The 22,423-nt window shown below is 68.9% G+C and carries 25 protein-coding genes; 3 read left to right on the top strand and 22 right to left on the bottom strand.

All coding sequences use genetic code 11. The features are described 5' to 3' along the window. Window positions 1–15: 15 nt before the first annotated feature. Window positions 16–1,863: a MobH family relaxase gene (gene mobH, locus SOM08_RS08910; protein ID WP_127805038.1), complete on the bottom strand. Its 1,848-nt coding sequence runs from the start codon at window positions 1,861–1,863 to the stop codon at window positions 16–18. Window positions 1,864–2,176: 313 nt separating this feature from the next. Here mobH and SOM08_RS08905 point away from each other — a divergent pair, with 313 nt between their 5' ends. The 3 genes from SOM08_RS08905 (at window position 2,177) to SOM08_RS08895 (ending at window position 3,416) form a co-directional block, all read left to right on the top strand. Next, window positions 2,177–2,494, top strand: a complete 318-nt coding sequence (locus tag SOM08_RS08905; protein ID WP_127805040.1) for a type II toxin-antitoxin system PrlF family antitoxin — start codon at window positions 2,177–2,179, stop codon at window positions 2,492–2,494. Beyond that, window positions 2,494–2,958, top strand: coding sequence for a type II toxin-antitoxin system YhaV family toxin (locus tag SOM08_RS08900; RefSeq protein ID WP_127805042.1), 465 nt, complete (start codon window positions 2,494–2,496; stop codon window positions 2,956–2,958). Before SOM08_RS08905 ends, SOM08_RS08900 begins: the two co-directional genes overlap by 1 nt. An 86-nt stretch (window positions 2,959–3,044) precedes the next feature. Then, a complete protein-coding gene (locus tag SOM08_RS08895) occupies window positions 3,045–3,416 on the top strand; it encodes a DUF3742 family protein (protein ID WP_006411717.1) in 372 nt (123 codons plus the stop codon). Window positions 3,417–3,421: 5 nt separating this feature from the next. On the opposite strand, the gene SOM08_RS08890 is transcribed toward SOM08_RS08895, so the two are convergent. The 21 genes from SOM08_RS08890 to SOM08_RS08790 form a co-directional block, all read right to left on the bottom strand. Continuing rightward, window positions 3,422–4,939, bottom strand: coding sequence for a conjugal transfer protein TraG N-terminal domain-containing protein (locus tag SOM08_RS08890; protein WP_127805044.1), 1,518 nt, complete (start codon window positions 4,937–4,939; stop codon window positions 3,422–3,424). Between the two features lie 15 nt (window positions 4,940–4,954). After that, window positions 4,955–5,308, bottom strand: a complete 354-nt coding sequence (locus tag SOM08_RS08885; RefSeq protein WP_006411722.1) for a hypothetical protein — start codon at window positions 5,306–5,308, stop codon at window positions 4,955–4,957. Beyond that, window positions 5,305–6,708: an integrating conjugative element protein gene (locus tag SOM08_RS08880; protein WP_006411707.1), complete on the bottom strand. Its 1,404-nt coding sequence runs from the start codon at window positions 6,706–6,708 to the stop codon at window positions 5,305–5,307. The genes SOM08_RS08885 and SOM08_RS08880 overlap by 4 nt, the downstream gene beginning before the upstream one ends. Window positions 6,709–6,717: 9 nt before the next feature. Beyond that, on the bottom strand, window positions 6,718–7,668 hold the full coding sequence (locus tag SOM08_RS08875; protein WP_127805046.1) for a TIGR03756 family integrating conjugative element protein: 951 nt from the start codon (window positions 7,666–7,668) through the stop codon (window positions 6,718–6,720). Further along, window positions 7,665–8,111: a TIGR03757 family integrating conjugative element protein gene (locus SOM08_RS08870; protein WP_127805048.1), complete on the bottom strand. Its 447-nt coding sequence runs from the start codon at window positions 8,109–8,111 to the stop codon at window positions 7,665–7,667. Before SOM08_RS08870 ends, SOM08_RS08875 begins: the two co-directional genes overlap by 4 nt. Window positions 8,112–8,267: 156 nt before the next feature. Further along, window positions 8,268–8,762 carry a RadC family protein gene (radC, locus tag SOM08_RS08865; protein ID WP_127805050.1) on the bottom strand — a complete coding sequence of 165 codons (495 nt, stop codon included), beginning with the start codon at window positions 8,760–8,762 and terminating at the stop codon, window positions 8,268–8,270. Window positions 8,763–8,956: 194 nt separating this feature from the next. Beyond that, window positions 8,957–9,700 (bottom strand): DsbA family protein, encoded by a 744-nt coding sequence (locus SOM08_RS08860; protein WP_127805052.1) that lies wholly within the window; start codon window positions 9,698–9,700, stop codon window positions 8,957–8,959. 13 nt (window positions 9,701–9,713) lie between these two features. Then, the gene (locus SOM08_RS08855; RefSeq protein WP_275052762.1) at window positions 9,714–12,596 is read right to left on the bottom strand and encodes a conjugative transfer ATPase; all 2,883 of its coding nucleotides are present in this window, start codon (window positions 12,594–12,596) and stop codon (window positions 9,714–9,716) included. Further along, window positions 12,596–13,030: a TIGR03751 family conjugal transfer lipoprotein gene (locus tag SOM08_RS08850; protein ID WP_127805054.1), complete on the bottom strand. Its 435-nt coding sequence runs from the start codon at window positions 13,028–13,030 to the stop codon at window positions 12,596–12,598. The genes SOM08_RS08855 and SOM08_RS08850 overlap by 1 nt, the downstream gene beginning before the upstream one ends. Beyond that, entirely contained in the window at window positions 13,011–14,480 is a 1,470-nt protein-coding gene (locus SOM08_RS08845) for a TIGR03752 family integrating conjugative element protein (protein ID WP_127805056.1), read from the bottom strand. Before SOM08_RS08845 ends, SOM08_RS08850 begins: the two co-directional genes overlap by 20 nt. After that, window positions 14,470–15,390 (bottom strand): TIGR03749 family integrating conjugative element protein, encoded by a 921-nt coding sequence (locus SOM08_RS08840; protein ID WP_127805058.1) that lies wholly within the window; start codon window positions 15,388–15,390, stop codon window positions 14,470–14,472. Before SOM08_RS08840 ends, SOM08_RS08845 begins: the two co-directional genes overlap by 11 nt. Then, window positions 15,387–16,079, bottom strand: coding sequence for a PFL_4703 family integrating conjugative element protein (locus SOM08_RS08835; protein WP_127805060.1), 693 nt, complete (start codon window positions 16,077–16,079; stop codon window positions 15,387–15,389). Before SOM08_RS08835 ends, SOM08_RS08840 begins: the two co-directional genes overlap by 4 nt. Further along, complete coding sequence (locus tag SOM08_RS08830) at window positions 16,076–16,504, bottom strand: TIGR03750 family conjugal transfer protein (RefSeq protein WP_127805062.1); 429 nt, start codon at window positions 16,502–16,504, stop codon at window positions 16,076–16,078. The genes SOM08_RS08835 and SOM08_RS08830 overlap by 4 nt, the downstream gene beginning before the upstream one ends. Window positions 16,505–16,516: 12 nt before the next feature. Then, window positions 16,517–16,882, bottom strand: a complete 366-nt coding sequence (locus SOM08_RS08825) for a TIGR03745 family integrating conjugative element membrane protein (RefSeq protein WP_127805064.1) — start codon at window positions 16,880–16,882, stop codon at window positions 16,517–16,519. Window positions 16,883–16,905: 23 nt separating this feature from the next. After that, window positions 16,906–17,145 (bottom strand): TIGR03758 family integrating conjugative element protein, encoded by a 240-nt coding sequence (locus SOM08_RS08820; protein WP_006409219.1) that lies wholly within the window; start codon window positions 17,143–17,145, stop codon window positions 16,906–16,908. Then, on the bottom strand, window positions 17,142–17,528 hold the full coding sequence (locus tag SOM08_RS08815) for an RAQPRD family integrative conjugative element protein (protein WP_127805066.1): 387 nt from the start codon (window positions 17,526–17,528) through the stop codon (window positions 17,142–17,144). The genes SOM08_RS08820 and SOM08_RS08815 overlap by 4 nt, the downstream gene beginning before the upstream one ends. Window positions 17,529–17,642: 114 nt before the next feature. Then, the gene (locus tag SOM08_RS08810; protein WP_127805068.1) at window positions 17,643–18,392 is read right to left on the bottom strand and encodes a TIGR03747 family integrating conjugative element membrane protein; all 750 of its coding nucleotides are present in this window, start codon (window positions 18,390–18,392) and stop codon (window positions 17,643–17,645) included. Next, complete coding sequence (gene traD / locus SOM08_RS08805; protein ID WP_127805070.1) at window positions 18,389–20,548, bottom strand: type IV conjugative transfer system coupling protein TraD; 2,160 nt, start codon at window positions 20,546–20,548, stop codon at window positions 18,389–18,391. The genes SOM08_RS08810 and traD overlap by 4 nt, the downstream gene beginning before the upstream one ends. 28 nt (window positions 20,549–20,576) lie before the next feature. Next, the gene (locus SOM08_RS08800) at window positions 20,577–21,131 is read right to left on the bottom strand and encodes an integrating conjugative element protein (protein ID WP_127805072.1); all 555 of its coding nucleotides are present in this window, start codon (window positions 21,129–21,131) and stop codon (window positions 20,577–20,579) included. After that, entirely contained in the window at window positions 21,128–21,712 is a 585-nt protein-coding gene (locus tag SOM08_RS08795) for a transglycosylase SLT domain-containing protein (protein ID WP_127805074.1), read from the bottom strand. The genes SOM08_RS08800 and SOM08_RS08795 overlap by 4 nt, the downstream gene beginning before the upstream one ends. Beyond that, a complete protein-coding gene (locus tag SOM08_RS08790) occupies window positions 21,697–22,419 on the bottom strand; it encodes a TIGR03759 family integrating conjugative element protein (RefSeq protein WP_127805076.1) in 723 nt (240 codons plus the stop codon). The genes SOM08_RS08795 and SOM08_RS08790 overlap by 16 nt, the downstream gene beginning before the upstream one ends. Window positions 22,420–22,423: the final 4 nt, after the last annotated feature.

The raw sequence follows: 22,423 nt of genomic DNA, 5'->3' as shown, positions 1-22,423 counted from the left end.
GCCGTGGCCCCTTGTCTACCCCTGTTCGTTGTCGTTCTTATTACCGGCGGCTGAATTTTCGCGCTTTACGGCCTCGGTGAGGAGGCGCAGGTATGGATTGTCCGGAGGCATTTCCTGGAACAGCGCTTCGGGAGCGCTCAACAGGTAGCCGTGCAGTCGCCTGGATTTGCGCGGCCCCGTGACTTCGCAGGTCCAGATATTCAACCCGCTGGCTTGCTTGCGGTGCAGGCTCAGTTTCTCAAAACGCTTCTGCACCCACTGCCATCCCTCCAGGTTCTCCGGTTTCGCCAGTGCGGCAATTTGCAGATGTTCTTGCGCATACCGCTGGAAGACGCCGGGGCTCACCAGGTAGGCCGTTCCCGCGACGCTATGCACCAGGGCTTTGGCGTCGTTGATGATGAGCTTGTGCGTCTGGATGCCCTGACGCAGCCAGGCCATGAAATGCTCGCCGGAAGGCTCCGGCCGATCCCGAGATGGCGCGGGGCTCACCTGCGGCAGCACCGTAGGCGACGGTGGCGAGGCCGGCTCGGGGTCGCTCGGGGGCTCCGGCGCTACGGGTGGGGCCGTGTCACTCAGCAGATCGAGCAACGCAGCCACGCCGTTGTCGGCGGGCACGGGCGCGGTCGGCGCGGTGCTCGGTGGCACGGTATCGGCGCTTTCCAGGCCCGGCGCTTCGGCTGCCGGTGCCTGTGGCGTCGGCACCCCTTGTTCCGCGTCGGCCTGTACGCGACCCGCGAACGGTGCCGGCCGGTCTGCCGCATCCCAGACCATGGCCGGAGACAGCTTCAAAAAGGTGAAGCTGTGCGACCAGCCGGCATCGCTGGTGACGGTGGCCTTCCAGATCGCCTTGCCGTCTGGCGTGGCCAAGGCGATACCGTGATCCTGCAGCACGTTGAACACCGCCGTGTTGTTGGCCGGGATGCCGTCGATGCCCTGAGACAGCAGATGCGCGCGCAGTTTGTCCGAGACGGTCTTGCTCACCAGCCAGAGCGCGTCCTGGGTCAGCCAGCCATCCGAGGCCTGGGGCTGGTTCAGCTTGAACTCTTCCTTCAGGAGGTAGCGCAGGCCATCGAGCAGCTTGCGCTGCAATGCGTGCCGGGGTGCTGCCAGGGCCTTGCTGGGATCGCCGCCGAGTTCCTGGGCGACCGATGCCTGGTCCGCTTGCACGACCAGTTCGCCGAGCATGCCGGCGTGCTCGTACTGGCCGGCCAGCACGTACAGCAGCGCGGCCCAGAGGTCGGGATAGCCGGCGAGCCAGTCGAAGATGCCGGGATCGAGCAGCCGGGCGTAGAGCAGCCCGGTGGCGGCGCTGTGCAGCCGATATTCGCGCTCCCTGCGGTAGCGGAAGCGGTACGGCCGCCGCAGCGGGCCGTGCCAGGGGTGCCAGACCGTGCCGTCCGCGTACTCGACGTGCAGGTCGACCGCGATCTTGCCGATGTCGTGCAACAGCGCCGCGTAGGCGGTGCCGGCCGTCCAGGCCTCGGCCTGGGCGGCTTGCGCCTCCGGCGTGGCGCCGGCGGGCAGCAGATGCGACTGCCGCAGCTTGAGCGCGTAGGCGACGATCTCCAGGCCGTGGTCCAGCATGCCGCCCGGATAGGCGTGGTGATGGGCCTCCGACGCGGGAAATTGCTGGACCAGCTCGGCGTAGCGTTCCAGCGGGGCGAGGTATAGCGTGGCGAACTGCCGGCGCGAGAGCGAGGTGCGCTGCCAGATGTGTTCCAGCAGCTTCTGCCGGCGGGGTGTCGCCAGCAGCAATGCGGCCGGCTCCGGCCGCATCAGCCCTTTGCCGGGCTCGGCGGAAGGTTTGGGCGTCGGCGCACTGGCGGCGGGCGGCACCCGTTTGCGTTGGAACAGCGAGAGCATGGCGAACCCCGGACGGCGGGCCGGTCGGGAGAGCCTTTTGGCCTTTTCGGGTAGGGCCTTTCCCCTTGGCCCCATTCCCTTGCCCCTTCCCCAGCCCTTTGGCCTTTACGGAAACCTTTGGATATAGGGCAACGACGCCTGCCAGACCACAACCAATGCGGGTTTGGCCCAAGTCGGATTGATACGGGAAGGCTGGCTGTGCCGCCCCTACGATGGAGCCGTTTCATCGACCGGACGGAGCACCATGCACACCCAGATTGACAAGGTAAGGAAATTTCCTTACCATTCAGGCGTTGCCATCAGGAGTGCCGCCATGCCCGAAATCCACGAAGTCGCGACGCTGACCTCCAAGGGTCAGATCACGCTGCCCAAGTCCATCCGGCAGGCGCTGGGCGTGGACACCGGCGGCAAAGTGGCGTTCGACCTGCGCGGCGGCGAAGTCGTCGTAACCCGCGCCGACGCCGACCATGAAGACCCGGCCATCGGCGCTTTCCTGGGGCTGCTGGAAGCGGACATCCGGGCCGGGCGACACGTCCAGTCCCTGCCGGACGATCTGGCGCGGGCCATGCTGGCCAACGCGCACCACCCGGTGAACCTCGATGAAGACATCGAAGGCGAAGTGGCGCTCTGATGCAGCGGCACGGCTGGACGCTCCTGTTCCACGAGGGCGTGATCGAGCAGTTGCGCAAGCTGCACGCGGCCGCGGAACGGGCCGAACAGAACGACCCGCAGGGGTTCGAGAGCAACGCCAACGTCAAGCTGTTCCGGGCGTTGAGCCAGTTGATCATGGATGCCGTGCCGAGCGATCCCGCGCGCGACGAATTCCGCCAGGGCAACACCTTGGGGCCGGCCTACCGGCACTGGCGGCGCGCGAAGATCGGTCGGCGGTTCCGACTGTTCTTCCGCTACGACTCCAAGGCCAAGGCGATCGTGTTCGCCTGGGTCAACGACGAGCAGACCTTGCGGTCGACGGGCAGCAAGTCCGACCCCTATGCGGTGTTCGAGAAGATGTTGGGCCGCGGCAACCCGCCGGACGATTGGGCGGCGCTGGTGGCCGCAAGCAAGGCCGACTGGCGAGCAACGGACAAAGGCTAGGCCGCGGTTGAAGAACTGCACAGGATTCAATCGCGATATGGACAGGGATCACAGCCACACGACAGGATGAACATGAGGTAGCCACCATGAAGACCGCCGCACAGACCACCTTCGCAGAACGCCTCGGCCGGACACTGGGCCGGGCGTGGCGAAGCTGCGCGCGTCTGGATCGGCGGGCGCAGGGCTGGCTGCTCGCGCGGGGATGGGCGCCTGGCATTGCCAAGGCCGCGCTGCTGGCCGTCAAGCTCGCTGCGATCGGTGTCCTGCTCTACACCGCGTTCTGGCTGGCGCTGTTGCTTGCGTTCGCGCTGGTCGGCGCCTGGGTAGTCCGCAACGACGATGGGAGCTACGACGAGGAACACAAGCCGGAATGGCGATACGGCCCTGCCGGGTACGGCCTCTACACCCATGATGACTACCGGATCGACCCCCACGATCCAGAAGACGAGCAAGCCTAGAGGCGTTACTTCGCTGCTTTCATAGCGACACCCGCACCCCTGCCGCCAGCGGCTTGGGCGTCCCTGGTTCCTGCCGCCAGCCCTTGAATTGCCGTTCCCGCGCGCACGCCCACCCAGCCCAGCGCAGCCACCCAGAAGGTAGGCAGCACGATGAACATCGTCGCCATGACGAAGTTCAGCAGCATGTCGCCGAAGGCGTTGTTCAGGCCGATCAGCGGATCGAAGTTGCTGTGCGGCCGGTTCGCGCCGAACCCCCAGCCGTAGAGCGCGTCGAGGATCGTGCTGTCGAGCCAGCGCGCGAGCTGGAACCAGAAGTCCACGAAGAACAGCGCGAACTGCACGCAGCTCACGGCGACCAGCGCCTTCAGCTCGTAGGTGCCGAAGACCAGCACCAGCGGGATGCAGATCACCAGCGCCATCTTGAGCAGCGACAGCACCATCGGCAGCGCTTGGCGCACCACGTCCATCGCCGGGAAGAAGCCCAGCGAGCCCATGGTCAGCCCCAGGTCGCCGGCGCCGCGCGTCACGACGTTGGGCAGCGTCTTCTCGATCTGGCCGCCGTAGTCCGTATAGACCGAGCCCTGGTTCATCTTCTGCTGCCGCGGAGAGACCACGGCGCGGATCACCGAGTCGTTCACCTCGCCCTGCGACAGGAAGCCCGCCCAGCGGCCGATGCGCGTCAGCAGGTCGGGATCGACCTGGGCCAGCAGGCGCGCGCGCAGGCCGCTGCCGCCATCTGACCACCACTGCCGGCACGTGGGGTAGCCCCCGCCGCTATCCACCTGGGCCAGCCCCGCATCGCGCGTCGCGTCGTAGGGCCAGGCCGTGCGCGGCGTGTTGGAGTGGTAGGTGTCGTAGAAGCCCGCGTTGTTCAGGAAGTAGCTCGAACCGATCCAGGTCACGTCGTTCATCTGCTCGTCGGAGAGCGTGGGCCGAGACATGAACAGCTTGGCACGCGAGGGGCCGTAGCAGTCATGCACGAAGTCGCCAACCTCCTGGGCCAGCACCGGGTCATTGATGCGCGTGGCATCCACGTCCATGCGCATCTGACGCAGATCCGTCCCGCAGGGGATCGCCGCCACAGCGCCGCCCGTCACCGCCTTCGAGATAGCGTGCATGAAGAACCACCACACCGGCACCAGCGCACTCTGGTTGTTGAGCGTGGTGTAGGCGTTCGACCAGCCCGTGTCGGTGGGCTGCGGGACGCTGACCTGACATTGCGCGGAGCGCGTCGTGTCGAACTTGATGGTGCTGAGGTCGACCGGAATGAAGGGGATGCCGGCGAACAGGATGACGACGATCGCCACCCACACGCGGTTCTCGATGCGCATCGAGGACAGCACCCCCTTGTTGCCCTCGTCCGCGCCTTCGGCCCGCGCGCGCAGCCATTCCTGCACCACCATGACCACGAACGGCAGCGCGAACACGCCGCTGGCCACGAGGATGTTCCAGATGCCGTTGCTGACGATCCACCCGACCAGGGTCAGGTAATACTCCAGGTAGTCCGTTGTGTTGAGCGTCATGGCGTTCTCCGGGGCTCAGCCATTGCGCAGTAGCTGGCTGCCTTCGAGCAGCACGAGGGTGGCGACGGCCGCGATCTCGACGCGCAGCAGGCGCTGATGGGTCTCGGCCGACGGCTCACGTTCGCGCAGGCGCCGACGCATCCACCACCAGCCGTAGGCCGTCGCTGCGTAGAGCAGTAGCCGCCAGACGAGGAAGTGGCCCGAGTGCTCGCGCAGCCATTGCTCCCAGCCGTCGATGCTGCCGACGACATGGAGGCCGACGACGTTCACACCGACCGCGATGCCCGCCACCAGCAGCACCCACAGCAGCACGATGCCGACGCGGCGGCCGAGCAGCCATGCCGGCCGCAGCCAGGCCCGGCTGGTCATGGCCCGCTCCGCGGCTTCTGCACTTCCTTGAGCCGGTCGCGCGTCGTGTCGCCCTCGAAGATGCCGCGCGAGCCCGCAGCGCGAGTGCCGTGGCGCTGCACGATCGCCATCGCCGAATTGGCGGCCAGCGTGCGCCGCAGCTCCAGCTCGGTCTTGAGGTTGTTGATCTCCTGCTCCAGCGCCGTGTTCTCCTGATCGACCGCCTTCACAGCCAGCTCGTTGGCGGCGACGTTCGGCTCCTTCTTGCCGGTCAGCAGCGTGCGCTGCAACAGCAGGGCCTTCTCCAGCACGCTCGACAGCGCGGCCTCGGACGCCAGGCGCTTGCCCAGCAGGTCTTGATCGGGCTCGTCGCGCAGCGCCTCGATCACGCCGCGCGTGATCGGCAGCGAGTTGCTGCCGGCCGCTTCGAGGTTCGCCACCGTCGTCGGCTTCGCGCCCGTCACCAGCTCCTGCAGTGCCTGCAGCTTGGTCTCGTACTCTTCCTGGATTACCGGCGTGAGGCCGACGCCGGGCGTCGTCTGCGTCTTGGTGCAGGTCTCGCAGGTGCGTTGCTCGCGCTCGCCGAGCACGCGGGTTGCGAAGTCGGCGGCGGCCTGCGGCGAGGACCAGGTTTGGCAGGTCAGCCGGTTGCCGCAGGAGGCGCGCGGGATGGACGACGTGTCCATAACGCCGCGGCTGTTGAGCAGGTTGTAGCCGGCGCGGGTCACGTCGCCGACCACCTTGATCGAGCCCTGGCCCGAACCGCCCGCGTTGCCGCCGCCCACCCAGGGCACGCCGTTGTTGCCTTTGTTCGATTCGGCCTGCTCGACGGCGGACACCGCATCGGTGCTGCTCACCGCATCGCGCAGCGCGAAGCCTTCGGCGAGCTGATCCCACCCGGCCTGGCCGCCGGCCATGTCCGCCATCCGGTTGGCCATCGCCTTGCACGTCAACTTGCTGCGGTCGAAATCGAGCCGCGCCTGCAGCACGCCGTTGGTCAGCAGGTTGTAGAGGCCCGGATCGGCGCGCTGGATGATCAGCGCCGGCAGCGAGGCGACGGCGCTGGTCGCGCTCTGGATCACGTTGCTCATGATCTGTTGAAAGCCATTGGTGATGCCGTTCAACTGGTTCTGCAGCGTCGTCGTGATGCTCATGTCGCCGCAGATCAGGTTGCTGTTCCAGCCGATGCCCACGCCGATGCTCTGCATGTTCCCGGCGCCGCCCATGGACACGGCGCGGCCGCCGCCGATGCTGTAGAGCACGTCGTCGCCGATGACGCTGCCGCTCACGCCGACGCCGGTGGGGGTGATGCGGGTCTGCGCCCAGGCGACGCCTGCTGCTGCCGTGACGGCGCAGGCGAGCGCGATGCTGAGCGCGTAGGGCCTGGCGCGCTGTGCGAAACGGGAGAGAGACGCTTTCATGGGAACACCTCAGAGGAAATCGACGCTGCCGAGGAAGACCTGCCCGCGGCGCTGGCAGCAGGCATAGGGCCGCCACAGCGCCCAGGCGTAGTCGCCTTGCTGGGCCTGCACGCGCGTGTTGGAGTGCGGGAACACCGCGCAGGAGTTGGAGAGGGTCGGCGTCAGCTCCTGCCACTTGCCGGTGGAGGCATCGCTCTCCACCAGGGCGCCGGCCGGCCAGTAGCCGTCGCTCGAACTCGCGAGCAGCGGCTGGTAGACGTGCGGCTGCATGCGCCGCGTGACGACATCGCCCGCGCGTTGCGCGACGACGGCGCCGCTCTTGTAGTCGTCGGTCTGGTGCAAGAAGCCGCCGCGCGGATAGACGTTGCCCCACAGGTTGAGCGTCGTGCGGCCGCCGATCTCGCGCATGCCGGGGATCAGCGCCTCGGGGTACACCATCTCCGGCACGTTGTAGCGCCAGGCCAGCGTGTCGAGCGTGCTCAGCAGGTACGGCATGAAGGCCGTGCCTGCGCCCTGGCAGGCGTAGCCGGAAGCGCTGGCGAACTGGCTGAACACCGAACCACCGGGATGCCCGATCACGTCGGCGTTCTTGAACTTCGCCAGGTTGTTCTCGTTGTCGTGGTTCGTCGTCCCGTCGCCGCCGGCCTGCGCCGTGGGGTTGGGCATGCTCATGGCGCGCACCTCGATCCACGGGTTCTCGCCGGTGTTGCTGTAGCTCGATACCACCGCGTCGGGCACGTAGTGGCGCACCTTCACCGAGGTGCGCACCGTGCAACCCGTCCAGGTGCAGAACAGCCAGTAGCAGATGCCGACGACGCGGTATTCCAGGCAGTCGGGCGACAGGGCCGAGGACACGATGGTGGCCGTGTTCAGCGCGAACGTCGAAGCGGCGCCGCCGAGCAGCACCGAAGCGATGGCAAGGCGGGCCCGGCGCGACGACGCCGACAGCAGGCGGTTCATGGCTGTGCCCTCCGGTGGGATTCGATGCGGGCCACGGCGCGCGCGACATCGGGCTCGCCGTAGACCACGTAGCGGCGATCGACCACCACGGCAGGCACCTTGGCGATACCCAGGCCCCAGGCATCGGCGACGCCCTGATAGGCGCTGCCGATGCGGCGCTGCAGTGCCTGGCCGCCATCGCGCAAGCGCTGCTGCACGAGCGCGGCTGCTCGGCTGGGGTCGTTTGGCAGGCCCGCGGCCAGTTCCGCCTCGATGCGCTCGGGCAGGTCCAGCTCGATCACGCGCGCGTCGGATGCGGACTGCACGGGATGGCGGCTGTCGGTCACAACCAGCACGTCGGTTGCGGATGCGTCCTGGCCGAGCAGACACAGCAGCAGCCCTCCCGCGCAGGCGGTGCGCGTGGCCCGCAGCCGCGGGATGGATTTTAAGAAGGGAGCCGTCATGGCGGGCGTCCTGGGAATGAGAGCAAGGCTCTAGTCGAACGCCGAAGGCAGTCCACCCGCGACAAGGAATGCGCACCGCGCGCGCTCCGCTTTGGGCAGACAGGCGAAAGAAAAGCGGGAGCCGAAGCTCCCGCGGGGACCAGGCGGTCAGCGCCGCTACAGCAGGCCGGATTCGGCGAAGGAGTACGGCGTGCCCTTGCCGACGATGAAGTGATCCACCACGCGGACATCGACCATCGCCAGGGCGGCTTTGAGCCGGTCGGTCAGCGCCTGATCGGCGGTCGAAGGCACGGTCATGCCGGATGGATGCTGGTGGGCCAGGATGACCGCCGAGGCGTTGAGGGCCAGGGCGCGCTGCACCAGCACCCGCGGGTAAACCGAGGTTTGATCGACCGTGCCCTTGAACATCGGCTCGTAGGCGAGGACTTGGTGCTGACAGTTGAGGAACACGACGGCGAAGACCTCGTTGGGCTCCGCGACCAGCTTCAGATGCAGGTAGTCGCGCACGGCGGCGGGACTGTTCAGCATCGGGCCGGCCTTGAAGATGCGTTGTTCCAGCAAGGTGATGGCCTGGCGGATGATCCAGTCTTCGTGCTGGGCGGCGATCAGGCTGAGCGACTCGGGACGCGAGTCGGCTACGACATAGGACATGGCGAACCTCCACGGAATGAAGTCGGAGGACGCCTGTCCCGGAAGGGACAAACCCTCCGGGGGACGATGAAGAACGAGCGGCAGAAGAGCGGGCATCCGCCACCACATGCGCAGTGGCTGTTCGCGTCCAGGGATGCGAAGCGAACGGGGTCGATCAGCGCGGTCAGGCCGCGTCGTAGCCTTGAAGATCGTGGCTACCTGGGCATGTCGCCGAGAGACTCGGCAGGCATTTCCTTCGATGCGGGCTCGGCCGCTGCACTGGCCGCCAGCAGGTCGATCGCGGACAGCAAGGCATCTCCTTCGACCGGGCCGTGCAGCAGCAGCGTCTTGCCGGACTGGCGATCCTGCAGGCGCAGCGTGGGCGTGACCTTGATGCCCTCCTGCGCCGCGCTCGCCGACTGTGCGCGGATCAGCGCATCGGGGCGGTCGCTGTCGAGGCATTGCTGCGCGGCCGGCGTGAGGTCGGGATAGCGCAGGCCCTCGGGCAGGCCCTGGCCGTCGCCCCGGGTGTGCGTGTAGACCCACTCGGCGGCCTGCCAGAACGCCGCCTGGCCGCCGGCCTCGCCGACGCACTCCACCAGGCGCGCATCGGCGGAAGCGGCCGGCTCGTGCAAAGGCAACGGCAGGTGATGCCATTGCCAGCTCACGTCAGGGTGCGCGTCGATCCAGCGCTTGAGCACCGCGAAGTACGCGCGGCAGAACGGGCATTCCAGGTCGGCGTACTCGACCACCGTGAAGCGCGCATCGGCGCGGCCATAGCGCCAGGGCGGGCCGGCTGGTGCCGTTGCCGGCGCAGGCGTTGCTTCTGCCAAAGGAAAAGCGGGCTCGGCGGGCGACGGCGGCTGCAGGCCGAGCCACGCGGCCGTGGTCAGGGCCGCGGCCACCAGCAGCGCGACGATAAGGACGGTGCGGGACGGCGCGAATCGAGGGATGCGCATCGTGGACTCCCCGTCACGCCAGCGCATCGAGCGCCAGCGGTTCGATGCTGCGGGCGCGGTCGATCTTCTCGGCGATCTTGAAAGCGGCATCCAGTTCGCCGATGCCGTACTGCTGCATCAACTGGAAACGCTCGGCCTTCTCCTCCGGCTCGGTCTGAGCCAGCGCTAGGTACAGGCTGGGCGGCACCGCACGGAACAGCACTTCCATGCTCTTGGAAAGGATCACGCCCTCGCTGAACTTGCCGGCCTCCTTGCGGGCCGACAGCATCAGCGCCTTCTGCGCCGCGTTCAGCTCGCGGAAGCGCGCGATCTTCTCCACCTCGTCGGGCGGCATCGAGAGGCAGATCCACCACTCGATCATGTTGAGCATGGGCTCGGCGGCCTTGGGCAGGTCGTCGATGTTCTGCGTCGCCAGCCAGTACCAGGCGCCGAGCTTGCGCCACATCTTCGTGATCTTGACGACGTAGGGCGCAAGCAGCGGGTTCTTGGTGATGATGTGCCCCTCGTCCGTCACGTTGATGATCGGCCGGCCGAGGAACTGGTCGCGCTCGGCGATGTTGTTGACCGTGTTGATGAGGCTGATGTAGGCGATGGAAAGCTGCGCGTTGTAGCCCTCGCGTGCGAAGGTCGCCAGATCGACGATGGTGATGTCGGCCTCGGGCCAGGGCGTGCCGGGCCGGTCGAACATCTCGCCGTCCACGCCCTGGCAGAACATATCCATCGCGTCGGCCATTTCCAGCAGCCGCGCGCGCCGCACCTCGGGCAGTGCCGTATCGCGGGCGCGCTCGCGCAGCGCATCGCGCACGTCGCGCGTGAGGACGGTACGCTGGTCGGCCACGCAACGCTGGGCCGCATCGAGGATGCACTGGCGGATCAGGCTGCGGTCGGCGCGCGTCATGCGCGCCTCTTCCTTGTCCTCGCCGCCGGTGATCATCAGCCGCGCGGTGATTTCCAGTTCCCCCAGCACGTCACGCTGCTCGTCGGCATCCGCTGCCTGTGCCGCCTCGTCGCGGTCCTCGTCCAGGGCGTCGGCATCCAGCGTCTGCACCTGGCTGGGCGTTTCGACCAGCCGGTGGGCGTCGGCGAACGGCGCGAGGCTCACCCCGGCACCGGGGGCCAGCTTGACGCGATGCACCTTCATGCCCAGCCGCGCCGCGAAGTCGCCGAACAGGCCGAAGCTGTTGCCCGCCTCGACGATGAACAGCCGCGGCCGGTAGATCGCCGTCACCTGGTTCAGGATGTTGTTGAGCGTGGCGCTCTTGCCCGAGCCGGTGGGACCGAACAGGAACAGGTGAGCGTTCATCTGCCGGTCGAGCCGGTTCAGCGGGTCGAAGGTGATCGGCCCGCCGCCGCGGTTGAAGAACGTGATGCCCGGATTGCCGGTGCCCTGGCTGCGGCCCCACACCGGCGCGAGGTTCGCCGCGTGCTGCGCGAACATCAGTTGCGTGTACCACTGGCGCTTGTCGGCGGCCGGGTCGAACACGCACGGCAGCCAGCGCAGGTAGCTGTTGAGCGGCGCCACTTCGTCTTCCTCGCGCACCGGCTGCAGGCCGGCGTTGAGCATGACGTTGACCAGTTGCAGGCCGCGGGCGTCGAGCTGCGCCAGGTCGCGCCCGCGCAGGTAGAAGGCCAGCGCGCCGCGGTACAGCTTGTGCGCGCTGCCGATCAGCCCGCGCGCTTCCTGCACGTCGCGGCGCGTCTGCTCCGAGGCCAGCGTCTCGCCGACCGACTTCTTGCTCAGGTGGTTCAGGTGCGCTTCGAGCACGTCCTGCGGCGTCGCGACGACCGTCAGGCACATCACCGTGTCCTCGGGCATCTGGTCGAACAGCGCGTTGACCGCGTCGCCGCCCTTGCGCGTCTCGCCGGTGACGTGGCCCGTGGCGGGCGGCATGCGCAGGCGGTCCATCACGATGACCCGGTGCGGCATGCCGTCGAAGACCCAGGTGCCGTTCGCCACGTCCGAGCGCGGCTGGCCGAAGAACAGGCGCTGCGCGAAGTCGCCGCTGGCCAGCTCAATCCCGCCTTGCTCGGCTTCCTCGGGGTAGCGGGTCAGCGCGTAGAACCGTTCGCGGTCGGCGGCGGCGGGGCCAAGCATCGTGGGGTGCGGGTTGAACCAGCGCAGCAGCCAGTCGTGGATGTCGCTCGCCTCCATGCGCCGGGCCTTCACGCCCGTGTTGGCGAGGCCACCTGCGAGCCGGTCGCAGATCGTCGTCAGCGCCTGCTCGGGAGACTGGCCGCGCCGGGACGCGCCAGACGCACTCGCGCGCCGGTAGACCACCATGCGCACGCGCCGCACCTGGCCGCGCCACGGCAGGCGCGTCACCGTCGTGTCCTCGAACAGGCCGCCGGGCTTGGCGATCGCACGCAGGTGATGCCCGAAGAAGCGCAGGTAGAACTCGGTGAAGGCGCTGCCCTGAGCGCGCGGCCGCACGTAGTTCGTGAGCCCGCGCAGGTAGTTGTCCCAGGTTGCTTCGTCCTGGGCGTAGAGCTGCACCACCCAGGGGTTCTCGTCGAGTTCGTCGAACGAGTCCTGCAGCGCGTTCTCCAACGCATCCCGCGCCTGCCACAGCCAGGCCATCTCGCGGCCCTCGGTGCCGACCGGCGCCAGCTCGAAGAAGGCCGCCACCGACTGGCCGTCCTCCAGCAGCAAGCTCTTGGAACCGGGCAGGTACTCCACCCAGGGGAGCAGGTCGGCGAAGGACGGCGCCACGCCGTAGAGCGCCTGCAAGTCCGCCTCGGTGGCCGGCCGGCGCGGCTGGCCGCCCACCGCGCTACCGGGCTCGGGAATACCGTGCGCGGCCAGCGTCGAGACATGCTGCGCCCAGGCGTCATCGGCATCCAGGTCGGGGCCGGCAGGCGTGGCGGCCTTGCGTGCCCAGGGCAACGACCAGGCCATCAGTAGTCCTCCAGGCGCTCGCCGGGCATCGCGTACTGCACGCGCTGGTAGAGCGGGAACACGGTGGTGTAGCCGGGCACCGGCACCGGGTCGGTGCCGGCCAGGTGCGGGAACACGTACATCACCAGGTCCGGGTTCGGCAGCCGGTGGAACTGGCGGTAAATCTCGTTGGCCGCGGTGCGCGTGTAGGCGGCAGCGGCGGCGGGCGCCGCCTGCACGTCGGCCTCGGTCAGCGGCCGGCGCAGGCCCTGACGCGCATCGAGCAGTTGCCGCGCCGCCTGTCCGCCACCGGCGCTGCCGCCCGTCTCCTGGTTCCACACGTCGAGCATGGTGTGCTCGCCGTGCGGCAGCAGCTCGTCCTTGCTGGTCGCGCAGCCGCCCAGCACCATGACCGCGCACAGGGCCGCGGCCGATTCAATCCAAATCCGACGCATGGGCGCCTCCGATGCGGTGATTGACCCGCCGCCCCTTGGCGTCGTAGTCGATGTTGAGCGGCTGCTCCAGATGCACGGCGACCTTGGCGCCGGGCCGCACGTAGACTGCGGCGAAGGCCTGCCCGTAGAGCTTGTTGACCCAATCGGCCATGTCACGCACGCCGCCGGCCAGGATGCGGCCCATCGCCTCGTTGCCGCTGATACCGACGGTGCCGAGCGAGCCGTTGCTGTTGGCGACCACGGCCACGCTGCCGTTGTCCGACTTGATCAGCGAGGCCGCGCCGGCGCCGGCCGCGGTGATCAGCGCCTGCGAACCCAGGTACTGCTGCGCGTTGCTGCGCCGCTCGCCCGAGACGCACGGGATGCCATAGGGGTCGCTGATCCAGCCCAGGCCGCCCTGCGTCGTGCTGTTCGCGCTGCTGCCCTGACTGCCGCTGCTCCGATTCCGATTGCCGTCCTCCGGCACGGTGCGGATCGTGCCGTCGTTGAAGACGAACGTGACCGAGCGGATCTGGCCGCGCACGCAGGAAAGCGTCCAGTCGCCCGAGGCCGTGCCGCTGACCACCGCACCGGCCACGTCGGGGATGTCGATGCCGTTGGCGGTGAGGTTGTCGGGGCCGATCAGCACCTTGAAGGGATACGGATCGTTGACCGTGCCGTCGATTGGCACGCGGCCGATCAGCGCCGTCATCGCGATCGAGCCCATCAGCGTCGAGTTCGACGGCACCGTGTAGACCGGCTTGGCCGACGCGCCCACGGCGCGGCTGCCCGCATCCGCGACGGTGCTTGCCACACCGTCGGCCGTGTCGGAAAGCGTCTTCTGCGCCGGCCCGAAGCTGGTCGGGAAGTTCAAGCCGCCGCTGCTGCCGTTCTTCGCCGAGGGTTTCGCATCGTCCGGCTCCACCCAGCGCGTGCCGTTGGTGTTGCGCGCACTGCCGCTCTGGTTGCCGCCGAAGTTCTTGCCGTCGCCTTCCTCCAGCCCGAGGCCCACCGGCAGGTCGGCCTGGCCGCTCTTGCCGGAGAGGCCGTCCAGGCGCCGCTGCAGGTCTTGCAGCAGGCCCTGGGTCTGCTGGCGGTCGCCGGCCAACTGCTCGCGGTCCTGCTGCAGGCGGCCGCGCTCGCCGTCGAGCGCGGACTGGATGCGCTGGTCGATCGCGCTTTCCCTCGCGCGCATGCGTTCGTTCTCGGTCTTCTGGTTCTTGTTATCGTTGAGCGCCGTCTGCAGTTCGTTGCGCAACTGCTTGACCTGGGCCACCAGCGTGGCGACGGTATCGCGCGGCGTATCGCCTTCGATGCCCAGCGCCTTCATCTCTTCGGGCGTGAGCGGGTTGGCGCTGCCGGGAGGTGCCGGCCTGGCGCTGCGCTCGCCCGAGAAGAGCTTGATGCCGACGAACACCAGCACCAGCGCCATCGGGATCAGCAGCCACTTCAGGAGGGGGTTACTTTTCATCGCGCGCTCCTCCTCCTTCGGCCTGGCCGGCCGCCGCCGCCGGCGGCAGGTTCACCGTCGCGTCGATCGGCGCCACCTTGGGCAGCAGCGACTCGGCCAGGCCGTGGCCACGGGTGACGAGATAGACCACGGTGGTGTCGGCCGCGCGACCGGCCGGCGCCAGGGTCGGGTGCTGGAAGGTCGCGGCGAGGAAGTCGCCCTGCAGCGCCCGCGGGTCGAGATCGAGCCAGCGCCCGGAGGTGTTGGTGAGCTTCACGGCCGTCACCCACTGGTCTTCGAGCCGCCACGCGGCCAGCGCCTGCGCGCGCACCGGCAGCGTGGGCAGCAAGGTGTCCAGCGCGAGGTTGCGGCGCAGGTTGACGCGGCCGATGCCGGCCACGGGCTCCACGGTGCGCAGCGGCGCATAGAGGTTCTGCGCCGCGTAGCGCGTCAGCACCACGGCCACCGGCGTTGCGCGGCGGGCGGCTGGTGTCGGGCGCTGCGCATCGTCGTCCACGGTGGCCGAGGGGCTGGCCGGCTCGCCGTAGCGGGTGGCCGGCACATCGCCCTCGACGATGCGCACGGGTTCGAGTGCGGGCTGGCCTGCTTTGGCCGGCTCGGCGGCGATGTCGAGCAGGATCAGCGCGCCGGATTCCACGTCCTGTAGTTGCAGCCGCGTGGGCGGGATGGGCGCGCTGGCGCGCAGGTAGATCGCGCCACCGGCGCTCTGCACGCGCAACTGCTCGCCGACGCCGGCCGGCACGCCGATGCGCACGTTGCGCTCGATGAAGACCACGCGCTCCTGGCCGACCACGAGCGGCACCGCCAGCGGCAGGCGCTCCCAGCGCAGGATTTCGATGGCATGGCCCGCGGGCACGAAACCCAGGCACAACAGGACGCCGGCCAGGGCCGGAAGGAAGCAGCGCTTCATGGGGTGTCTCCCTGCAGATTGGCACCGGGGCTGGCGGGCTTGCCGGCTGGCGCCGGGGGCGGCGGGGTTTCGATGCGCTCGGGCGCACGCGCATAGCAATCCAGCACGAGGCCGAAGGGATTGCGCTCGGGATCGATGTCGATGCGCACGACCTTCAGCGCGTAGCGCACGAGTGCGCGCTTGACCTGCTCGGCGCCCAGATACTCGTCGGCGCTCACGTCCAGCGTGACGATCCAGTCGTTCACCGACACGGTGCGCACGCGCGCGGCGGGATCGTCGCCGTAGCCGCGGCCGGGAATCTCGTAGATGCCGCGCACGCGCTGGCGCAACTCGCCGTTGCTGCGCCGGAATTCGTAGTCCTGCTGCAGGAAGGCCCGGCAGCTCGGCGTGAAGTAGGCCGACAGCCCATGCAGGTTGCGCGGGTAGTCCTGCTCGCCGTTGGTCGGCCAGCGTTGGGCCTGCTGCCAGATGTAGAAGGTGAAGGCGTAGACGCTCTCCGGCGGCACGTCCCACCACTTGCGGGTGCTGCCCGAGCGCAGGTCGGGCGGCACGTGGATGGTCAGGCTCTTGGGTGCACTCCACCAGCCGAAGCCGAGTAGCAGCGCCACCACGAACAGCGCGGCGCCGGCCAGGCGCAAGGTCTTCACATGCGCCTGCAGGTGCGCGACCTCGTTCTTGAATCGGCTCATGCTGTACCTCGACGCAGGGACGGGTTGGGCCGCAGGCGCCGCGTGGACCACCAGCCCGAGCGGGTGATGAGTTGCCCACCGCCCGTGTGGGCCGCCAGCGCGGGGTAGCGCAGCGCGAGCCGCCACTGAAACTGGCGGTACAGCCAGGTGTCAGGCCGGCCGCGCTTCCACCGCCGCAACAGACCGCCGCCCACGAAGACGCCGATGCCGATGCCGGCGACGACCAGCGTGGGCACCATCGCAATGCTGTGGGTCAGCCAGGCCAGCGGCACGCCGGCCACGAACCCGACCGCGCCCGACAGGCCGGCGCAGACCCACAGCTCGTCGGCCGTGAGCCCGCGCACGACCACCGGATGGCGGTTCAGGCGATGCGGCATAAAGGTCACGAGCCCGTCGCGCGGCGGGCTCTCCAGGGCGCCAGCCATGGTCGCCGGCCCTTACAGCACGCCGGTGGCCTTGGTCAGCAGCCAGATGCCGACGACCAGGAGGATCGCGCCGACCGCCACCGTCAGGCCGAACTGGCCCCAGGTGGCGCGGCCGGTGTGGATCTCCGCGTAGCGCGTGTAGGCGTGGTAGCAGACGCCGACGAACATCGAGGCGACCACGAGCAGCGCGATCAGCAGCACGATGTCGTAGCCGTAGTTCTGCAGCGTCTGCATGATGCCGCTGCCGGTGCCGCGCGACGGGTCTTCCAAGGTGGGCAGGGCCGCCAGCGAGACGAGCGGCGTGGCAGCGAGGCCCAGCGGGGCAAGCATGGCTGCGATGCGCGCAGCGGGGCGACGAGGAATCAGCGAAGCGTTCATGGCGATACACCCTTTCATGGTGGTCAGGACAGGAGGAAGAAGCCCAGCACCAGGTACATCGCGACGAAGCGCACGATGACGCCGAGGAACTGGCGTTGGGTCAGGTGGTGCTCGGCCCAGCCGACATAGGCGGTGCGCATCGCCCACACGCCCCACAGCAGCAGAACGGCGAAGACGAAACCGAGCACGACGGTGGAGACGGCCGCGGGCGCGAACCCGCCGTTGGCCTGGAAGGCGGCGACCTGATCGGCGGAAGGCGTCATGGCGACGGCGCCTCCTTGTCGCTGGCCGCGCCGCTGCGCGTGTAGTCGCCGGCCAGCGGCACGGGATCGCGCGGCTGGGCGCGCTGGGGAACGAGGTAGTCCCGCACGCCTGCGCGCATACGCTGCAGGTCGGCGCGCAGCCGGGCGTAGTCGAAGTGGTAGCGGGCGCGCTCCTGCGGTGCGGTGGTGGCTCCACGCTCGGCGAGGCGATCCAGCAGTTCGAGCTGGCGCGTCACCGCGGCGAGCATCTCGCGCTCTGCGGCGTTGTCGGCGGCATCGGCAGCGACGGCCGGCTGAAGCCCCGCAGCGGCGAGCAGGAGCGCGGCCAACGGCGCGGCGATGGCGTGGCGCCGGACATGCGCAGGACTGCGGAAGGTTTCCATCGAGCCGTTCTCCGGGGATGCGGATGGCTCATGCTCGAACGCCCGGTCTTCCGGCGCCGCAATCAATCGGAACCGGCCCGCCACCGCTTTCCGGCAGCGCAAGGAACGACGCGCCTACAGGTACTTCTTGAAGGTGGCCGCGGAGATGGCCACGGCAACGCCCAGCAGCGCCGCGCTGGGCAGCAGGATCAGCAGCGGATGCACGCTGACCGGCAGCGCGAGGTACGTGACCCAGGGCAGCACCGCCAGCGGCATTAGGCTCGCCCTGGCCCGGTGGTAGACGAAGCCCGATTCGCGCCCGGCGCCGAAGCCGCGCACGTCCCTGCGCACCAGCCCATCGACCAGGCCGACGAAAGCAGCCATCACGAACAGCGGCAGGATCAGGATCAGCACCAGCAGCCGCACGAGGAACACCAACACGGTGTAGGCCGAGGCGATCAGGTAGCTCTCCACGTGCACGTAGACCTGTCCGAGGTAGTAGCGGAAGTCCTGCACCTGGCTGTGGGCGCCGGCACGGGATTGCGAGGCGGCATCGCGTATCCAGTCCAGCAGCCCGGTCTTCACGAACAGTCCTTGGTAGGCCCACTCGACGAGCTGCCGCGCACTGCGCCCCGGCTCCTGCACCAGCACGCTGCGCGTGAAATGCTCCGAGACCTGCGACAGCTCGTAGTTCAGCATGCCCTGCGCATGGCGCCAGCCCTGCTCGGGCCAGAAGAAGTGCATGCCGATGCACTCGATCACGATGCACAGCAGCAGCGAGCCACACAGCACGCCGAACAGCCGGAACGGCAGCGTGACCAGCCCCGCGATCAGGCCCTGCTGGCGGACCTGCTGGCGCTGGACGGCGACGGCGGGGTCGCTCATGCCGCGGCCCCTTCATCCACGCTCGCCATCTGCTTGAAGTCCGCCAGCAGATCGTCGGGCAGCGCCTGATCCTGCAGGCCGGGAAGCCCCTTGCTGTCCCACCAGTCGCCGGCCTCGACGTAGTGCTGGCGCATGTAGCCGGCCAGCTCCTGCAAATCCTTGGGCATGGCCTCGTCGGGATCGGGCGCCGGCAAGGGCATGCGCACCTTCCACAGGTGGCCGCCCTCGATCAGCGCAAAACACTGCCCCTTGGGCAAGCCGACGACGTGTGCCGGTTCGATCAGCGGAACGCTGTTGCTGCTGATGCGGTCCTGCGTGTTGGACGTGAACGCGGTGTTGCCGGTCGGGTCGGAACTGTCGGTGGCACCGCTCATCACCGTTGTCGTGTAGACCTCGACCTTGGGCAGTTGCCGCGTCAGCAGCTCGGCCGTGATGGTCTCGCGCACGCGCAGCATGAACAGGTTATTGAAGTTCCCGATGACCTGGCCGGCCTTGGCGCGGTTGCCGATGCGGGCCTCGATGTCGCTCATGGTCTGCGTATAGGCCGTGACCTGCACCCCGGCGCCGCCGCCTTTGTTGACCATCGGAATGAACTCGTCGCCCATCAGCTCGTTGAACTCGTCGGCGTGCACGTTGATCGGCACCTTCACGCCTGCCGACGCGCCCGGCAGGCCATCGTCGATACCGAACTTGTAGATGTGCCCGGCGACCGACACCAGATCGCTGAACATGGAATTTCCCACTGCGGCCGCGACCTCAGCGTCCGACAACGCATCCAGCCCGACATAGACCACGGCCCGCTTCCGGATGATCTGCATCCAGTCGAAGATCGGCCGCGGGTCGCCCAGGTCCGAGTAGTTCGGCGCGAGCAACTGCGCGATCTTGCCGGTGGTCAGCTTCTCCAGCAGCGGCAGGAGCGACGCCACGATCTTGTCGAAGTACGTCCTGTCGTAGCGCACCGCGCTGCGCAGCCCGTCGAGCACCGGGTCGTAGATGCGCACCTGCGAGAGGTACTGCTCCAGCGCGACGACGCGCTTCTCCCGCCCGATCATGTTGCGCGGGATGTTCTTCTCGTTCAGCTTGGCTTCGAGCTGGACGATGACCTCCCAGGCTTTCGGCTCGCTCCTGGCGAAGTAGTGCTGGGCGTACTCGATGAACAGCGCATCGATGTTGATGACGTGGCGCTGGATCAGCAGGTAGTCGGGCCGCTGCCCCAGCTCGACCAGAGCACGAGCGATGATGTTGACAAACCTCCACGCGAACTCCCTGAAGGCGGCCGAATTGCCTTCACCGGAGAGCTGGCCCGCGATGCGCGTAGCGACTTCGCTGATGCGCCCGAACCGCCCCACGGCGTTGTAGCGGGCGCTGATGTCCGGCCAGCCCAAATGGAAGACGTAGAACTCGCCTTCGCGTCCGGCGCGTTTGGCTTCCACGTACATGCGCTTGAGCAGATCGGCGTCGCCCTTGGGGTCGAAGACGATCACGACCTCGTGCTGGCCGCCCACCTTGCGGCGGATGTCCTGGGTGATGAACAGTTCGGCCAGGCGGGTCTTGCCGACGCGGGTGGTGCCGAGCACCAGCGAATGGCCGACGCGCTCGGCCAAAGGCAGGGTGACGTCAACCTCGTGCGGTTCGATGCCGTGCAGGCGCGGCAGACCACCGACCGGCGGTAGCGGCCGCGCCGGGTTGAGCGGGCTGTCCCAGGCCAGGGCCTTCGCCAGCTTGGACAGGGGGTACGGCGCGAACTCCAGGCGCTCCTCGACGTGCCGTGCCGCCCGATAGATCGCCGTCGGTTCGACATAGCGGCGGAACTCCGGCCGGTAGGTCTGCATCAGCCGGTGCGTGTGGCGCTGGTCCCAGCGGAAACCCCGGCCGACGAACAGCCGCTGCTGGCTGACCGGCACGTCGCGGCTGGTCATCACGTAGCGCGGCAGGCGCCGGATGTTGCGCCGGTAGCGCAGGATCGCCCAGGCGTCCCGGAAGCGGATCGCACCGAAGGTCAGGAAGGCCAGCGCGCTGCCCAGGCCGAGCAAGGGGCTCAGCGCGAGCGACCACGGGGCCACCAGGCACAGAAGCGCGGCGCCCGCACAGACCGCGACGGTGTAAAGCTCCACCGCTGGCCGCAGCAAGACTTCGACGGCTTGGGAGTGGGCCATGGTGGGCGCTTCACCTGGCTCTACCGCGTCAGGGCTCGATGCCGGTGGCGGTGATCAGCACCGGGTAGTGCTTGATGCCCAGGCGGTGTGCCAGGTCGTCGCCCGAGGCCGGGGACAGCACCAGACCCGGCGCGAGGCGGCGCAGCGCGGCCAGTGCCTCGGGTGTTGCGACATTGACCACCAGGCCCACGGCGCGCTGCGCTTGCAGCTCCACGCGCCGCTGCTTGAGCCAGGCGCGCGAGCGGTCGTCGTCACCGACCAGGAACAGCGGCGTCAGGCTCGGCGCGCGGATCACGCGGCGCAGCTCGTCGCCCGGTGTGAGCCGCGCCGACCGCACGGGCAGCATGGCCGCCTCGGCTTCGGCAGGACCGCCGATGCGGGGTACTGGTTGCGGCGTGGCCGGTTGGCCTGGCTGCGTATCCTGCGGGTTCAAGGCCCGGTAGTACGGCAGCGCCGAGGTGCCGCCCTTGTCCTCGACCACGATCAGCGGCGGGGAACTGCTCTTGGTGGCGGGGCCGCGATCCTGCGCGTCGGCGGTGGCGGCCAGCAGCGCCGCGGTCGCGGCAAGGAGGATGCGGTTCATGGCATGGAACTCCGGGCAGAGGGAAGTGAAGCGCCCGGCCCGAGCACGCGGGTCAGGTGCTGGTGGACGCTGCGGCGGTAGCGGGCGGCCGGCGCACCGCCTGCGGGGCGGTGGTAGCGGCCGATGGCGACCAGCCAGTCCTCGCCCGGCGTGTGCTGCTCTTGCAGGATTTCCGCGGCGATGGCGAGGTTGCGGTAGGGGTCGAGCAGATCGCAGGGATGCGCGTAGCGGTGCGCGTGGTAGCCGAGGTTGACCTGACCGAGACCGGCGTCGATGCGATTGGCCGGCGTGCGTGCCAGCGCCCGGCGGATGCCTGCGCAGGCCTCGGCGCGTGTCGCGTAGCGTTCGGCGCGGCCGGCGACGTTGAGCGTCCACGGCCAGGGGATCAGCCGGCCGCGCAGCCGTGCGCCGCTCTCTTGCAGCGCCACCGCGTAGAGCACCGGCGACGGCACGCCCGCCTGCTGGGCGGCGAGCTGGTAGGCCGGTGGTGGCACTTCTTGGCCGAAGGCGATGGCGGCATGGGCGCTGAGGCCGAGGACCAGGGCCGCGCAGCCCGCGCGGTGGGTTACTGCCGCTGCCATTGGCCGTTGACCTCGCGCACCACGGCGGGCAGATCGCCGGGCAGGCCAAGCGACAGCCAGCGCCCGGCGTCATGGTTGAGCGTGATGGCGCGCGAGCGCACGCGGCCGGCGTCGATGCCAGCCTGCGTCGCCCATTGGCGGATGCGGGCGTCGTCCTGGCGGCTACCGACCATGTAGAGATCGAAGGCGGTGCCGGCCGCCTGCAACTGGCGCGCGCGCTGCTCGCACGGCGGACACTCGGCCTTCACGAAAACCGCCAGCCGGCCCGAACCCCGGTTGCCGGCGCCCGGCGCCTTCACGCCCGGCATGTCCACGCGCTGCTGGCCCGGATAGAGCCGCTTCCAGGCGGCGTCGTAGGCCCGCTGGTAGGCCAGCGTCTTGCCCACGCGCTTCGATTCCGCCTGCACCTGCAGCTCCGCATAGCGGTTGCGTTCCTCGTCGCTGCGCGCCTCGATGCCCAGGGCCGTGAGCGGATCGAGGTTCGGGGAATAGATGCCCAGCGGTCCCTGCATCACTTGCCGGTAGCGCGCCCATTCCTCCGGCCGCAGACCCCAATCACGCGCCAGGCGCTCGTCCAGCGCGGCGTCGGCGCTGTTCTGGACCTGGGCGGGAACCGTGCGCGAGGACGCAACCGGCGCCGACTGCGCCGAGGCAGCACCCGCGACGACAGTGAGGATGGCGGCAAGACCGATCGCGGCTGGTTTCATGGCC

Origin of the sequence: Hydrogenophaga sp. SNF1, assembly GCF_034421675.1 — a bacterium.
GTDB classification, from domain to species: Bacteria; Pseudomonadota; Gammaproteobacteria; order Burkholderiales; family Burkholderiaceae_C; genus Hydrogenophaga; species Hydrogenophaga borbori.
The sequence above is the reverse complement of the archived record's forward strand: the minus strand, read 5'-3'. Positions and strand labels throughout refer to the sequence as shown.

Excerpts from the sequence above, each read along its gene's own strand:
- SOM08_RS08905 (WP_127805040.1), top strand. The coding sequence starts at position 2,177 with ATGCCCGAAATCCACGAAGTCGCGACGCTGACCTCCAAGGGTCAGATC.
- SOM08_RS08790 (WP_127805076.1), bottom strand. The coding sequence starts at position 22,419 with ATGAAACCAGCCGCGATCGGTCTTGCCGCCATCCTCACTGTCGTCGCG.
- SOM08_RS08830 (WP_127805062.1), bottom strand. The coding sequence starts at position 16,504 with ATGGCTGGCGCCCTGGAGAGCCCGCCGCGCGACGGGCTCGTGACCTTT.
- SOM08_RS08890 (WP_127805044.1), bottom strand. The coding sequence starts at position 4,939 with ATGACGCTCAACACAACGGACTACCTGGAGTATTACCTGACCCTGGTC.
- SOM08_RS08860 (WP_127805052.1), bottom strand. The coding sequence starts at position 9,700 with ATGCGCATCCCTCGATTCGCGCCGTCCCGCACCGTCCTTATCGTCGCG.
- SOM08_RS08850 (WP_127805054.1), bottom strand. The coding sequence starts at position 13,030 with ATGCGTCGGATTTGGATTGAATCGGCCGCGGCCCTGTGCGCGGTCATG.
- SOM08_RS08795 (WP_127805074.1), bottom strand. The coding sequence starts at position 21,712 with ATGGCAGCGGCAGTAACCCACCGCGCGGGCTGCGCGGCCCTGGTCCTC.
- SOM08_RS08875 (WP_127805046.1), bottom strand. The coding sequence starts at position 7,668 with ATGAACCGCCTGCTGTCGGCGTCGTCGCGCCGGGCCCGCCTTGCCATC.
- SOM08_RS08880 (WP_006411707.1), bottom strand. The coding sequence starts at position 6,708 with ATGAAAGCGTCTCTCTCCCGTTTCGCACAGCGCGCCAGGCCCTACGCG.
- SOM08_RS08835 (WP_127805060.1), bottom strand. The coding sequence starts at position 16,079 with ATGAGCCGATTCAAGAACGAGGTCGCGCACCTGCAGGCGCATGTGAAG.
- traD (WP_127805070.1), bottom strand. The coding sequence starts at position 20,548 with ATGGCCCACTCCCAAGCCGTCGAAGTCTTGCTGCGGCCAGCGGTGGAG.
- SOM08_RS08820 (WP_006409219.1), bottom strand. The coding sequence starts at position 17,145 with ATGACGCCTTCCGCCGATCAGGTCGCCGCCTTCCAGGCCAACGGCGGG.
- SOM08_RS08895 (WP_006411717.1), top strand. The coding sequence starts at position 3,045 with ATGAAGACCGCCGCACAGACCACCTTCGCAGAACGCCTCGGCCGGACA.
- SOM08_RS08855 (WP_275052762.1), bottom strand. The coding sequence starts at position 12,596 with ATGGCCTGGTCGTTGCCCTGGGCACGCAAGGCCGCCACGCCTGCCGGC.
- SOM08_RS08840 (WP_127805058.1), bottom strand. The coding sequence starts at position 15,390 with ATGAAGCGCTGCTTCCTTCCGGCCCTGGCCGGCGTCCTGTTGTGCCTG.
- SOM08_RS08845 (WP_127805056.1), bottom strand. The coding sequence starts at position 14,480 with ATGAAAAGTAACCCCCTCCTGAAGTGGCTGCTGATCCCGATGGCGCTG.
- mobH (WP_127805038.1), bottom strand. The coding sequence starts at position 1,863 with ATGCTCTCGCTGTTCCAACGCAAACGGGTGCCGCCCGCCGCCAGTGCG.
- SOM08_RS08900 (WP_127805042.1), top strand. The coding sequence starts at position 2,494 with ATGCAGCGGCACGGCTGGACGCTCCTGTTCCACGAGGGCGTGATCGAG.
- SOM08_RS08800 (WP_127805072.1), bottom strand. The coding sequence starts at position 21,131 with ATGAACCGCATCCTCCTTGCCGCGACCGCGGCGCTGCTGGCCGCCACC.
- SOM08_RS08870 (WP_127805048.1), bottom strand. The coding sequence starts at position 8,111 with ATGACGGCTCCCTTCTTAAAATCCATCCCGCGGCTGCGGGCCACGCGC.
- SOM08_RS08815 (WP_127805066.1), bottom strand. The coding sequence starts at position 17,528 with ATGGAAACCTTCCGCAGTCCTGCGCATGTCCGGCGCCACGCCATCGCC.
- SOM08_RS08810 (WP_127805068.1), bottom strand. The coding sequence starts at position 18,392 with ATGAGCGACCCCGCCGTCGCCGTCCAGCGCCAGCAGGTCCGCCAGCAG.
- SOM08_RS08885 (WP_006411722.1), bottom strand. The coding sequence starts at position 5,308 with ATGACCAGCCGGGCCTGGCTGCGGCCGGCATGGCTGCTCGGCCGCCGC.
- radC (WP_127805050.1), bottom strand. The coding sequence starts at position 8,762 with ATGTCCTATGTCGTAGCCGACTCGCGTCCCGAGTCGCTCAGCCTGATC.
- SOM08_RS08825 (WP_127805064.1), bottom strand. The coding sequence starts at position 16,882 with ATGAACGCTTCGCTGATTCCTCGTCGCCCCGCTGCGCGCATCGCAGCC.